This is a genomic window from Paraburkholderia sp. (assembly GCF_028283785.1).
Lineage (GTDB): Bacteria > Pseudomonadota > Gammaproteobacteria > Burkholderiales > Burkholderiaceae > Paraburkholderia.
The window spans coordinates 371,573-384,728 of sequence record NZ_JAPWKB010000019.1; the positions used below are offsets into that span (position 1 = coordinate 371,573).

General features: G+C 54.3%; 10 protein-coding genes. 5 read left to right on the forward strand and 5 right to left on the reverse strand.

All coding sequences use genetic code 11. From position 1 onward, the window contains the following. Positions 1–322: 322 nt before the first annotated feature. From PW947_RS23940 to PW947_RS23960, 5 genes are all read left to right on the forward strand, one after another. The gene (locus PW947_RS23940; RefSeq protein WP_299634884.1) at positions 323–1,570 is read left to right on the forward strand and encodes an ABC transporter substrate-binding protein; all 1,248 of its coding nucleotides are present in this window, start codon (positions 323–325) and stop codon (positions 1,568–1,570) included. A 121-nt stretch (positions 1,571–1,691) separates the two neighbouring features. Continuing rightward, positions 1,692–2,633: a sugar ABC transporter permease gene (locus PW947_RS23945; RefSeq protein ID WP_299634885.1), complete on the forward strand. Its 942-nt coding sequence runs from the start codon at positions 1,692–1,694 to the stop codon at positions 2,631–2,633. After that, the gene (locus PW947_RS23950; RefSeq protein ID WP_299634886.1) at positions 2,623–3,480 is read left to right on the forward strand and encodes a carbohydrate ABC transporter permease; all 858 of its coding nucleotides are present in this window, start codon (positions 2,623–2,625) and stop codon (positions 3,478–3,480) included. Before PW947_RS23945 ends, PW947_RS23950 begins: the two co-directional genes overlap by 11 nt. A 138-nt stretch (positions 3,481–3,618) precedes the next feature. Beyond that, positions 3,619–4,737, forward strand: coding sequence for a sn-glycerol-3-phosphate ABC transporter ATP-binding protein UgpC (gene ugpC, locus PW947_RS23955; protein ID WP_299634887.1), 1,119 nt, complete (start codon positions 3,619–3,621; stop codon positions 4,735–4,737). Positions 4,738–5,184: 447 nt separating this feature from the next. Continuing rightward, on the forward strand, positions 5,185–5,532 hold the full coding sequence (locus tag PW947_RS23960; RefSeq protein ID WP_299634888.1) for a hypothetical protein: 348 nt from the start codon (positions 5,185–5,187) through the stop codon (positions 5,530–5,532). A gap of 584 nt (positions 5,533–6,116) precedes the next feature. Here PW947_RS23960 and PW947_RS23965 read toward each other — a convergent pair. The 5 genes from PW947_RS23965 to PW947_RS23985 all read right to left on the reverse strand — a co-directional run bounded on the left by PW947_RS23965 (position 6,117) and on the right by PW947_RS23985 (position 12,969). Then, the gene (locus PW947_RS23965; protein ID WP_299634889.1) at positions 6,117–6,860 is read right to left on the reverse strand and encodes a hypothetical protein; all 744 of its coding nucleotides are present in this window, start codon (positions 6,858–6,860) and stop codon (positions 6,117–6,119) included. An 808-nt stretch (positions 6,861–7,668) separates the two neighbouring features. Then, a complete protein-coding gene (gene drt3b, locus PW947_RS23970; RefSeq protein ID WP_299634890.1) occupies positions 7,669–9,645 on the reverse strand; it encodes an antiviral reverse transcriptase Drt3b in 1,977 nt (658 codons plus the stop codon). Next, positions 9,638–10,897 (reverse strand): antiviral reverse transcriptase Drt3a, encoded by a 1,260-nt coding sequence (gene drt3a / locus PW947_RS23975; protein ID WP_299634891.1) that lies wholly within the window; start codon positions 10,895–10,897, stop codon positions 9,638–9,640. Before drt3a ends, drt3b begins: the two co-directional genes overlap by 8 nt. A gap of 650 nt (positions 10,898–11,547) precedes the next feature. Next, a complete protein-coding gene (locus PW947_RS23980) occupies positions 11,548–12,168 on the reverse strand; it encodes a trimeric intracellular cation channel family protein (protein ID WP_299635981.1) in 621 nt (206 codons plus the stop codon). A 21-nt stretch (positions 12,169–12,189) separates the two neighbouring features. Further along, on the reverse strand, positions 12,190–12,969 hold the full coding sequence (locus PW947_RS23985) for a Smr/MutS family protein (protein WP_299634892.1): 780 nt from the start codon (positions 12,967–12,969) through the stop codon (positions 12,190–12,192). Positions 12,970–13,156: the final 187 nt, after the last annotated feature.

A 13,156-nucleotide genomic window follows, 5' to 3' on the forward strand; every position in this document is an offset into this window, starting at 1 on the left:
AAGGCAGCGTGATAAGCGGTCGGAAGCCACGGAAACAGGGCGTTTGCGCCGTGCGGTGCGTGCGGAACATGCGTGGTTGCCTCGAGTCTGTTGCGCGCGACGCGGGCAGGCAAAAATCAAAAGAGGAGACAGTCAGTTGCATCCCGAACCACTCATCTCTTGAGCTTCCTGCGGCCGAACATCGGCACGCTTGCGCGTGGGTAAACCCTGCGCTCGCCGAAGCTCGATCGCCCCCGTGTTTTGCCTGTATAGAACCAACCACTGCACCTCGTATACGCGAGGGCCATTCGTTTTTTGTTCTGGTGTCTGGAGGAGATAAGCAATGAAAGTTCGCGCGATCATGGGCGCACTGTGCGCCGCAGGTCTGATGTGCGGTGTGTCCGCAGCTCAAGCCGCTGAGTCGGTTGAAGTGCTGCACTGGTGGACTTCGGGTGGTGAATCGAAGGCGGTCGGCGTCCTGAAGGACGACATGACCAAGCAAGGCTATACGTGGAAGGACTTCGCGGTCGCTGGCGGCGCAGGTGCGGCAGCCATGACGGCACTGAAGACGCAGGTGATCTCGGGCAATGCACCGACCGCTGCGCAGATCAAGGGTCCGCTGATTCAGGATTGGGCAGAGCAGGGCGTGCTGGTGCCGATCGACTCCGTCGCCGGCGACTGGAAGAAGAATCTGCCGCCTGAAATCGACAAGATCATGCACGCAGACGGTCACTACGTCGCTGCGCCGTTCTCGGTGCACCGCGTGAACTGGCTGTACATCAACAAGGCAGCACTGGACAAGGCAGGCGGCAAGGTGCCGACCACGTGGCCGGAGTTCTTCGCTGTCGCCGACAAGATGAAAGCGGCCGGCATCCAGCCGATCGCGATGGGCGGTCAGCCGTGGCAAGACCTGACGCTGTGGGAAGACGTCGTGCTGTCGCAAGGCGCGGGCTTCTACAAGAAGGCGCTGGTCGACCTCGACGAAAAGACGCTGACGTCGGAGCAGATGGTCGGCGTGTTCGATACCGTGCGCAAGATCCAGGGTTACTTCGACACGGGCCGTACGGGCCGTGACTGGAACCTGGCAACGGCCATGGTCATCAACGGCAAGGCCGGCATGCAGTTCATGGGCGACTGGGCGAAGGGCGAATTCGCCAACGCCGGCAAGAAGTCGGGCACGGACTACGTCTGCGCCGCTGTGCCGGGCACGGAAAAGGCCTACACGTTCAACGTCGACTCGTTCGTGTTCTTCCAGCAGAAGGGTTCGAAGACCGCAACGCCGGGTCAACTGGCGCTGGCCAAGACCATCATGACGCCGGACTTCCAGGAACAGTTCAGCCTGAACAAGGGCTCGATTCCGGTTCGTCTGGGTGTGTCGATGGCGAAGTTCGACGACTGCGCGAAGAAGTCGTACGCCGACGAACAGGTCGCGATCAAGTCGGGCGGTTATGTGCCGTCGCTGGCTCACGGCATGGCGCAACCGGACGCAGCAGCGGGCGCGATCTCCGACGTGGTCACGAAGTTCATGAACTCGCAGGAAGATTCGAAGACCGCCGTTGCCGCGCTCGCGAAGGCAGCAAAGACGAAGTAATTGCCGTCTGAAGCGAAGTAAGCGAAGTAGCGCGCCCGGTCTTCCGCGATATGGCGGACGCCGGGCGCGAACTTCGTCAACGCGTGTCTCCCCAACGCACAGTTTCAGCAGGAGTCGAGTAGTGACTGCTTCTATCAGCGGAAACGGAAAGAGCACGGCCTCCGTGACCCGCCGCGCATCGCCGATGTCGGCGCTGGCCGATCGCTGGATTCCGAAGCTGGTGCTCGCACCCAGCGTCGCGATCAGCCTGGTCTTCGTGTACTTCTTTATCGGTATTACCGGCTATCTGTCGCTGTCCAATTCGCGACTGATGCCTCGTTATGAATTCGTCGGTCTGGACCGTTACCGGGAGCTGTTCGCCAACGACGTGTTCTGGACGTCCGCCGCCAATCTCGGCTGGTTCGGCATTCCGTTTATCGGTATCTGCATCGGGCTCGGCCTGTTCCTCGCGATCCTGCTCGATCAGCAGATCCGTAACGAAGGCGCGCTGCGTGCCGTGTTCCTGTACCCGATGGCGCTGTCGTTCATCGTGACGGGCACCGCGTGGCAATGGATCATGACGCCGTCCGTCGGCCTGGAAAAAGTGTTCCACGACTGGGGCTGGACGAGCTTCTCGTTCGGCTGGCTGGGCGACCCCGACAAGGCGATTTTCTGCGTCGTGATCGCGGCCGTGTGGCAATCCACCGGTTTCGTGATGGCGCTGTTTCTGGCCGGTCTGCGTGGCGTGGACGGTGAGATCTTCAAGGCGGCGCAAATGGACGGCGCAGGCTTGCCGACCATCTACCGCAAGATTGTGATTCCGAGCATGCGTCCGGTGTTTTTCTCGGTGCTGCTGATTCTCTGCCACATCACGATCAAGACCTTCGACCTGGTGGTTGCATTGACCGCTGGCGGTCCGGGCACGTCGTCGTCGTTGCCGGCTATTTTCATGTACACGTTTTCGTTCAATCGCGGGCAGCTTGGCGTCGGCGCAGCATCGTCGATGATGATGCTCGCGACGGTCGTGGCTGTGCTCGTGCCGCTGATGTATCTGGAATCGAGGAGCACCCGCAATGCAGCCTAAGATGACGATCAGCCGTGCCGTCATTTATGCGGCGCTGGTTCTGTTTGCCCTGTACTTCCTGTTCCCGCTGTACGTGATGCTGTCCACGTCGTTCAAGGACATCGACCAGTTGCGCACCGGCAATCTGCTGACGCCGCCGACGCACTTCACCGTTGCGCCGTGGATCAAGGCGTGGAGCGAAGCGTGTACCGGCGTGCGATGCGACGGGATGCAGCCGTTCTTCATGAACTCGGTGAAGATGGTGATTCCGGCCGTGTTGATTTCGTCGATTATCGGCGCGTTCAACGGCTATGTGCTGACGCACTGGCGCTTCCGTGGCGCGGACCCGATCTTCACGATGATCCTGGTCGGCTGTTTCATTCCGTTCCAGGCCATCCTGCTGCCGATGGCGCGTTTCGAAGGCCTCATGGGCCTGTCGAACACGACGACCGGTCTGGTGGTGGTGCACGTGATCTACGGTATCGCGTTCACGACGATGTTCTTCCGCAACTTCTACGTGAGCATTCCGGCCGAGCTGGTGAAGGCCGCGCGGATCGACGGTGCCGGGTTCTTCGTGATTTTCACGAAGATCCTGATGCCGGTGTCGCTGCCGATCTTCATGGTCTGCCTGATCTGGCAATTCACGCAGATCTGGAATGACTTCCTGTTCGGGATCGTGTTCTCCGGTGTCGATTCGATGCCGATCACGGTGGCGCTGAACAACCTCGTGAACACGTCGACGGGTGTGAAGGAATACAACGTCGACATGGCGGGCGCGATCATCGCGGCGCTGCCGACGCTGCTCGTCTACATCGTCGCCGGACGCTACTTCGTGCGCGGCCTGACGGCGGGTGCGGTGAAGGGCTGACGCAAAGAACTTAAACGAACGTTGCGCGGCGGCCTTCACGGCACGCCGCGCGACCCGAACGGCAACCGGCACGGCCGCACTATCAAAAGATCAGGTGTGGCGCGCCCGACGCAGTAAGAGACAAAGAGGATTCACAGCATGGCAAGTCTTTCCATCCGTGACGTGTACAAGACCTACCCGAACGGGGTGCCGGTTCTGAAGGGTGTCAACATCGACATCGAAGACGGCCAGTTCCTGATTCTGGTTGGCGGCTCGGGCTGCGGTAAGTCGACGCTGCTCAATATGATCGCCGGCCTCGAAACCGTGACGAAGGGCGAGATCCAGATCGACGGCAAGACGGTGAACAACCTGTCGCCGAAAGATCGCGATATCGCGATGGTGTTCCAGTCGTACGCGCTGTATCCGTCGATGACGGTGCGCGAGAATATTTCGTTCGGCCTGAACATTCGCAAGGTGCCGAAGGGCGAGCAGGCGGAGATTGTCGGTCGCGTGTCGAAGCTGTTGCAGATCGAGCATTTGCTGGATCGCAAGCCGGGTCAACTGTCCGGCGGTCAGCGTCAGCGGGTGGCGATGGGTCGTGCGCTGGCGCGCGATCCGGTGATGTTCCTGTTCGACGAGCCGCTGTCGAACCTCGACGCGAAGCTGCGGATCGAGATGCGTTCGGAAATCAAGTTGCTGCATCAGCGTCTGGGCACGACGATCGTGTACGTTACGCACGATCAGATCGAAGCGATGACGCTGGGCGACCGGATTGCGGTGATGAAGGATGGCGTGGTGCAGCAGTTCGGCGCACCGCAAGAGATTTACGACTCGCCGTCGAACCTGTTCGTGGCCGGCTTCATCGGCGCGCCGCCGATGAACTTCATCCAGGGCAAGCTGGTCGAGGCGGGTTCGGGCGTGGGCATCGAACTGGATACGGGCGTGAAGCGCGCGGTGTTGACGCTGCCGTTCGACGCCGCGAACACGAAGGCGTATGTGGGCAAGGAAGTGATTCTGGGCCTGCGTCCGGAGCGGATCACCGATGCGCGCGGCGCGCACGATGCCGAGAGCGGCAAGTTGCAACCGATCGACGTGAAGGTGGACGTGATCGAGCCGACGGGTCCGGACACGCTGGTGTTCGCGCAGGTGAACGGCAAGCGGATCGTGAGCCGCGTGCACCCGGCGTCGAACCCGCAGCCGCTTTCTACGACGACGTTGTTGTTCGATGTGTCGAAGGCGGTGTTGTTTGATCCGGCTACGGAAGAGCGGATTGCTTGAGGAGTTTTAGATTTTGCCGGCTGAGCTGAGGTGACCTGAGCGGGGTCGTTTTCAGGTTGAATTGGTTTCGGTTGGAGTTGGTAGCGGTCGTAGTTCGTTAAAGCCTCATGCGTCGTTAGATGCGTGGGGCTTTTTCATTTTTGGGCCTGAAATATGCGGGTTTTGCTTGGGTGGTTGGCCAGGCTAAGGGAGCGCTGTTTTATACTTTGCCTCGCTATCGAAACAGCGATAGCCGGGTTTGGAAGCCCGTACACCACTGCCGCACTGGCCTGTTTTTTTCAGGTCGCTGCGCGTTGCCTTCGCACGCCTATGGGCGGGCCTTGGCGAGGGAGCCGCAAGGCTCGCCGGTGTGCGGTGGTTCCGGTCTTCCAACCTTGTCATGTGCCCGCTCACCCGTTTGGAAGCGAGTGTCGGGTGCTTTTATCCAACCACCCCGAGGTTCGCATCATGTCTACGATTTCTTCTGCTGTTCAAAACCGTTCTGGTTCTTCTAAACGCGCTGATTTGCTTGAGACGCTGCTTGAAAAAGCGCTGCTCGCGGGCGAGCGCCATGTTCAACAATTCGCGCAACTTGCGGCGTTAGCGCGGACGATCGAAGCGTGCGATGTGCCGCCGACGGATCGTGCGCAGTTGCTTTCGATGCTGGAGTCAGTGGCGAATGACGCCGAGGCGAATGCGCAGCTTGATGTTGAGGTTTTCCAAGGGCTGCTCGCGGGGCAGTTGGTGAAGCACGGGTTGCGGCGAGAGCGGGACATGGCGGAAATGGAGTTTTCTGCAGCGACTTGCCAGCACTAGCCACTGGCATATCGTAAAGAGCGAAAAAATGACCCTTCAGCTGTTAGGTTGGAAGGTCATCTCACGTCGTGCGATAGAAGCCAAGTACGATGTGCTTGTCGGCGGTAGTATCGCGTGTCGCAAAACGCATCCGAAAAATAGCGAGATTTACTTAACTTGAAATGGTTGGTCGACATACCTACAAAGCACTTCAAGTGGGAAGCCATCCAGTCGCCTCAGCTGTGCTTGTGCGGCTAAGTCACGCGAACAATCGGATGATGGCTCAGCGCGAGCAGATCGCCCTTGCGCGTTTTATGACCACCGAATTGTCTGATCCCGACTTTTAGGGGACGGGACGTGTAGGCGGTGGTCGAAATGATGGCGAACACTTTGACTGCTTCGGATTGGGTCGAGCAACCGTCCCGCAGGGAGCGGGTGCGTACAACTCATGCACAGTGTTGGAGTGGTTGGTCTATTCCGACGGAAAGCAGGACCGAAGAAGTTTGACCGCACCGACGGAAGACCTCCATTGGTTTTCGCGCGATAAGAAAAGGTGCGGAGAGGTTTGCGTTGAAGTTACCCAGTTACCAAGCCGGACGCTTAGCTCAGTGGTATTCGGCGTCTGATACTAGTTGGTTCTGCACGACCTTTGAATCAAAATGTTTCGCCAAGGCAATGATGGCGTTTCGCGCCGATGATGTCATGACAAACTCGACCGATATTTTGCTCCCAACCGTGGCGCTGAAGGTTGGAAATCGTTGGCAAAAATCTGCGTCTGCGATTCCATCGTGGTGAACAAGGAGATGGCGAAGTTCAAAATATGGCAGAGCCGCATCGAGAATACTCATGTCAATTTCAAGTCCCAACTTGGCGTCCATAGATTGAATCAACGATTTTGTATTTCGCTCATCTTCCAGTTTCCGAAAGATCGACCGAGCTACCAAGTGGACTACGTTATCCCATCCCCCTGCCGCAAGTAACTCGTTTGCTTCCATGTTTATTTTGTGACTTCCGATTAACCGATTTGGATTTACACCATTCCTTGCTGCCGCTTCAAGGATTGCTTGCATGTATTCGCTGAAGTCTTCGTAGAGATCTTTTATAAATCCGGAGCACAAACTTGTTTTGAGGTGTCGAACGGCGAGACGTCGATTATGATCGCTGTTTTTTCTTCGCGCTAGCGTGGGATGCCGACCTCGATCGACTGCAGTAAATAGGTGCGCACCTACATCGGTAGACAATGCGCCGTCCGCCGATGCGATTGCTAACACATCTATGAGTTCAATGTCGGCTATGAAGTGATCGACACGATTAAGGAATTTATGCAGAGATTTTGTTTTTTTTGCCATTTTATCGGGTACGTTTGATGTCTTTTTTGATTTGGCGCGGCGGCCAAGAGCGTCCAGGGTGGTATCTCAAGTCAAAATTGAACAGCTCAGCAACGTTGTTATATTCGTTGATGCTACCAGATTTCAAAATTAGATTGGAGGGATCTTTCCAGATATTAACACTGGTCTAATTTTCCCGAACTCGATTGGTGAAATTGAAGGATAAACATGAGATGTGTCTTTTCGAAAAAACTGACGATTTAGATTCAAGCTCTTATTTAATTAAATCCATTCGGATCGTGTAGTTTCTTCATGAATATAAATCGATGTCGTTTTTTCCGATGCTCAGTGGTCGACGTTGTCGTTCGACGAGCTAGGTCGGCCCTTCGTCATGCGTCGATTCCGCGGCGGCGCTTTTCGCTCGACCATAGGGATCCATTGTTAGCGAACGTCCCTTCTGGCTGCTTGCCGAAAGTCAGACGCCGAAATCGGCAGTTGACGACGGCCGTTATCCGGGTCGTGCATTCCGGTGGGAACGATCGACACGGATTCCCGGCTTCATGCAGACCGGTGCCTGCCAACCTTGAAGCCGTGCTGTTTTCAACTACGAACCAAGCGCTAGGAGCTAGTAGCGTAAAGTGCAGTTTTGACTGTAGGTGAAGGGCAGCCAAGCCCGCTGAGTGTGTGCGACTTTCGTCGCTCATATGCCGGTCTGCTTAGCGCTTCCAGATTGGAGCGGCTACATGTACCCGGAATAGAAGTACAGTCACCGCTGTACTAGCGGCTCCTGTGGAGGAGCTGGCTACCCTTCGACCGAAAGTCTACATCGTCAGTAGGCGCGCTTCAATTCTTTCTTTTCCAATGAATTGAGCAAGTCGACTTCCGTCCAGTTTACAAACCAATAGTGCATCGTGGTGTTGCCTATAAATTCGGCCAGATCTTCTACTGAGGGCATATCAAGTTTCATTTGCGCGTAAAGATTTTCGATCCAGCGACGCCGTTGCGTATGATATATATGCGGGCAAGTCAACATATCCAGAAACAGGTGGGCTTTTTCGGAATTGGTAAAAATATCGCTTAAGTTCCTTAGCTTCGTATCTGCGGCTTTAACAAGGCTTCGGCGCAACGCCCGATACATTGGCTCCTTGCGAACATAAAATAATCCGCAGACGATATCAAAGTATGAAAACTCACTTGCATCATCAAAAAGAGACCTCACTGTCTTTTCGGGTAGAAGATAGTTCTCCCCCAATTCTCTGATAGCTAAAAGAACATTAATTGTCTCTAGCCAAGTAAATCCTTCGACAGCTGCCCGCTTGCCGTCGGCCCTCTTGGAGAGAAAAGAATTTGCTAAGTCAAATATCCTTTGCTTAACCGTTTCCTTGTAGTCTCCCAAATTTCGTTCCGAAAATCTTATGAGAACAATAATCGACGTGGCTAGTTTGTATGATGAGCTGACCGAGGGCGCGACTGAGTAAAGGAAAAATAGTACGTCGAGTAGTACGAGGCAACTATCTCTGTAATTTAAGATCGTGTCCTCATCCGCAGAGATCAAATTTGTATTCGCAAGTTTTTTTATGCGCTCGGTAAATGTCGAAATTAGATAAGATGAAACATCATCATAAGTCACGTCATTATATGAGCAAATCGATTTGACAACGTCGATAAAACTGCGCGTCAACTTCCACGGATAGAAGATCTTTTTTGGAATTAAGCGTGATACATCGCCAACATCTTCGGTAAATTTCTCGAAAAATTCATTTGCTTTGTTGCTTATGTCGCGGGTAATTCTTGATTTCTTAGTGAAAAATGGACGATTAAGTCGAAGGGATTTTGAGGAGTTTGTGTGTAGATTAAATGTTGTTAGTATATCGCTGTAGCGTTCGTAAATCGTTTTCGCTGCGACTTCACTCTTCGCAAATACAAAAACGTCGTCAACGTACCTGCGAATATCGTAATCAATGCCGAATGAAAGTTGATCGATTTCCTTGAGGCGAACTATGGCGCGTCTATCCACAGCTTGAAATATAATTTCGGAAAATATGCGACTTACCTCCGGCCCGATAACAATTCCATTTGTTTCGTTATGATTCGCGTGTCGCATTACGGTGTCGAATGCTTGGCCAAAAGTTGAGTCTATATCAACATGTGCCTTGGTAAATTCTTTGTCTTTTACGGCCCAGGACATGCAATGCGTATAGATGCTATCAAAGCACTTTGAAACATCGAGAGTCCATAGAAATCCATACGCCTTTTCTAGCTCAAGGAAATCTCTTGAATCGTAGAACTTGTAAAGACGATCGTGCCCACGATAGGCGAAGAAGGAAGGGCTGTACTTTGTATACCTATCGGTTCCGGTGTCCGCAACACCTCCGTTCTTGTACTGATTAATATTTTCCCAAGAACTTTTGGTGTAGAACGTTGCTGCGACGCGCTTGGGGGCGCGAATTGATGCAGGACTCAATCCACAGTAATGAAGAATAAGGGTTTCGTACTTTTCATAGAAATTCTTAATCCGCCATTGCGAAGTTGGATGTACTAGAGCCAGACGCCGAAATTCTAATGCATTTTTTCGTATTTTGAAGGAGTGCGGGGTGGTAGGGGAAAATTTCGGCGCGCCCTCTCCCGTGATAAGACCGTCTAGCAATACCTTCGCCACCCCATTGACTCGCCCCACTCGCGAAGCGTTGTTATACAAGCCCTCGTTAGAGAAAATAATTGGCGTTTCATACGGCAGGGTCTCCGTTGCGAGCACACGGCAGTAATCACGCTTATTAATCCTTTTGGGTTTTATTGGTTTACTCATGCGCCCAGCACTCCTGCATCACATTTATATGTTTTGGATGAAAATGGCGAAACGTCCGATTTTCGTGTCCCCTCTTGAAACTCAGAGTGAGGAGCTCGCGTTTTTGCGGCTTTGTCAATATCGCTGAACTCTGAGAAAAAAGGCGACCATGTCCCCCCCGGATAGCGTCACGAAGAAATTTGTCAAGCTGTTCAAGACCATTCCCGGTGTTGTAAGACACATATGGATAGTTGTAAAAAATTCCGGCAAGCTTCCGTCGCCCGGTATTGATATCGCGCAAACTAAAGTTTGACGTCAAAAACTGGATCCTATCCGAGAGAAGTTGATAGTTTCCTGTCCTCGCGAAATCCAAAAAGGCACGACATATTTTCGTTTTGTAACGCGTAAGCTTATTTCTCGAGATATCTACGTTGATCTCTCTAAACTGTCTTTTCGGAGGAATAGTTTTGTTTTTTAGTGGCTCTTTGACGTAAAACTCATAGCCGAGATAGCTAAACGAAAAAACTGTACTGCTTATTACAGCTGGGGTGACGCGTTCGCTAGCAGATCGAATTTTCTGTTTGGTTTCATTTAAAGCAAGACCATGGGGTAGGCTTTTGACGATGGTTCGCAAGAAACTAGTCTTATTCTCAAGCGCGTGCGTTACTACAACGATATCATCGACGTACCTCGCGTAAAAAAATACGCCGGTGGAATTTTTTATTTTTTCGTCAAACGTTGTCATCATTAGCTCTGACACTACGGCGCTAACTGATAATCCACGTGGAATTCCTTGTCCCCCTGTGGCCGTGAAGAATTCGAAAATCTTGGCAATCAAGCTTTTCGTTTGTGGGCTTAAACTGTTAATTTCATTTATCGTGGCGATAACGTCATTTGTGACAAACGATTCATAAAAAGATTTTATATCTAACCTGTAAATTCTAAACGGAGTGCCTTCGGTTAAGAGGTGCCTTAAGCTCGATACGATCATTTGTCTGTCAGGGTGTCTTACGCTTGTCACTCGCCGAAGGTTTAGCGTTATTTTGCGCAGTACCAACTCAGCTGAAAGGCTCGTCGCGTGATGAATTCTCTTATTGGCCTTCACGAAAAACGTTAACGGATTGACCCCGGAAAAATCGGCGTGTGCTAGATCGGAGGCGGCTTGGATTCGAGCGATTTTAACTGCATCGTCGTAGATAGTCGGAAAATCGTGAAAATCTGATTTCCGTAAAAGGCGGCCAAGTGTGGCCGGACTGAAGGACTGGTCGTACACCGGGCATTCCTTTGTTTGTTCTGGTTGCGTGTGAAATAATATGGGAAATAAAAGATGCCACTCGTATATAGCGCCCTCATATCCTTCAGCTACGGTGTGTTGCTTAGTCTCGAGTCGAACAGCCGAGCTTGTCGCGGCTCGCGATGCTAACTGTGGTGCTTCGCGCTTGCCACGACCGCTGTGTCCGCATGGGCATTTCAGCGCATTTCTTCACGGTGGTCGGAAACCGTTGGTAGCCCGTTTGCATCCTTACGCTAGTGCGCTAAATACTTCGTCACTCTTTAAAATATCAAACAATTGCAGCGAGTTCAATCCTGCTCGGAAAACCGAGGCGCGCATTCAAGCTTCGTTTCGACCGGCGTTCCTCGGGGCTTCGGACTTGGTTTAGAAAGTTTTTTATGTAAAGAGTGGGATTTTGGGTGGAAAATCGGTTTGGGTAGGTTTTTAGAGCAGGATGTGGTATGTCCGCATCTGTGGCGTGCCTCAGCCAATGCTGAGCACATGATTGTCGATGCGGCTTCTCGAGCGTAGAAAAATGGGTTTGTCCCACAGAATTGAAGTTTATTTGATATCACATCAAAAAAGCTGGCCTGAGTGGCCCAGTGGGGAATCGAACTGATTGCCGCTGGATATCAGACGAAATGGTCGCCTCAATGCGGCAACCTCACATCCAACCTAAAAGTAACGAGCCGCGCCAACAAAATAAACCCCGCAGCCGCCATCACCGAGTAAACCGTATCGAACGCCACATAATCCAGCCCGACATAAACCCAGCACCCGACAAACGCGCACGTCGCATAAGGCCGTGAGTCCCGCAAAATCAGCGGCACCTCATTACACAGCACGTCGCGAATCACGCCGCCAAACACGCCGGTAATCACCCCAAGCATCACCGCCGTGAATCGAGGCATCTGCGCATCCAGCGCCAGCGACGTCCCCGAAATCGAAAACAGTCCCAGCCCGATCGCGTCCGCGACCAGTAACACGCGATTCGACAGCACCCGCGACGTCGCCTTCAGCACGGTCGGCGCAAACAGCGCCAGCGCAAAAATCGCGAGCATATAACCCTGATGCTCGACCCAATAGAACGGCCGACGCTCCAGCAAAATATCGCGCATCGTCCCGCCGCCGAACGCAGTCGCCATCGCGACCAGAAACGTGCCGACGGCATCGAGCCGCCGCGTCCGCGCTTCGATCAGGCCGGAAATCGCATACGCAAAAATGGCCAGCGCCTCCATGATGGTCAGCGCCAGCGTCAATCGAGGATGAATCAAGGGAACCTCGCCGCGAAATCAGTCTTGAGGATGCGACGCCGGATGCGCATGCGGATGCGGATGCGCGCCGGGTTGCAACAACACCAGCACCGCGCCCGCGCCGCCGTCATGCGCGCGCGCCTGGCAAAACGCGATCACTTCTTCCTTCTGCACCAGCCACGCACGCACTTTGCCCTTCAGCACCGGCTCCTTGCCGATCGATCCGAGCCCCTTGCCGTGAATCACGCGCAAACAACGCAGCCCGCGCTTCACCGATTCGCGGATGAACTCCGCCAGCGCCTCGCGCGCTTCGTCACGACGCATGCCGTGCAGATCCAGTTGCGCCTGCACGATCCACGTGCCGCTGCGCAGCTTGCGCACCACGCCCTGACCGATGCCGGGACGGTGGTAATAGAGGGTTTCGTCGGTGTCGAGCAGGATCTCGGGATCGTATTCGTCGGAGATCGCTTCGTGCAGCACCGCTTCTTCGTCGCGTTGCGTCTGGACGGGCAGCGTCGATGGCGGCGTGCGAACCGGTGGCACGCGCGGCGGTGCGACCAGCGGTGCCACGGCGCCAATCTCGCGGCGGAACAGATCGGCGTCGGCGGTGGCTTCGCGCTGTGCCTGCACGGCCACCGCTTTCGCTACCTCGCGACGCTTCGTGTCGACCTTCAACGCATCGCGCAACGCGCCGAGTCCGGCAAGACCGGCTTTCGGATCGACGGTCGGCGCGGCGGCGGCCGGTGCGGCCACGGGCGCGGCAGGCTTCGCGGCCTGGCGGCGCTTCGGTTCGGCAGGGTGGGGCAGATTCTTCGGCATGGCGTGAGACGGGCGGATTAAAACTGCGTGAGTGACCTTGAACGTCATACACGACAAGAACGCTTCGTGCATCGGTCACGCGGAAAAGACATCGTCGGCGCGCGGTTATGTGTCGCCGTGCGTCGTCGGCTTCAGCGCGCACGGGACGTCGCAAAATGCAAAAAGGGCCGCTGGCGTGTCGCCGCGG

Bases quoted from the DNA above. Each gene is read 5' to 3' on its own strand.
- PW947_RS23940 (WP_299634884.1), top strand. From the start codon at position 323: ATGAAAGTTCGCGCGATCATGGGCGCACTGTGCGCCGCAGGTCTGATG.
- PW947_RS23985 (WP_299634892.1), bottom strand. From the start codon at position 12,969: ATGCCGAAGAATCTGCCCCACCCTGCCGAACCGAAGCGCCGCCAGGCC.
- drt3b (WP_299634890.1), bottom strand. From the start codon at position 9,645: ATGAGTAAACCAATAAAACCCAAAAGGATTAATAAGCGTGATTACTGC.
- ugpC (WP_299634887.1), top strand. From the start codon at position 3,619: ATGGCAAGTCTTTCCATCCGTGACGTGTACAAGACCTACCCGAACGGG.
- PW947_RS23950 (WP_299634886.1), top strand. From the start codon at position 2,623: ATGCAGCCTAAGATGACGATCAGCCGTGCCGTCATTTATGCGGCGCTG.
- PW947_RS23965 (WP_299634889.1), bottom strand. From the start codon at position 6,860: ATGGCAAAAAAAACAAAATCTCTGCATAAATTCCTTAATCGTGTCGAT.
- PW947_RS23960 (WP_299634888.1), top strand. From the start codon at position 5,185: ATGTCTACGATTTCTTCTGCTGTTCAAAACCGTTCTGGTTCTTCTAAA.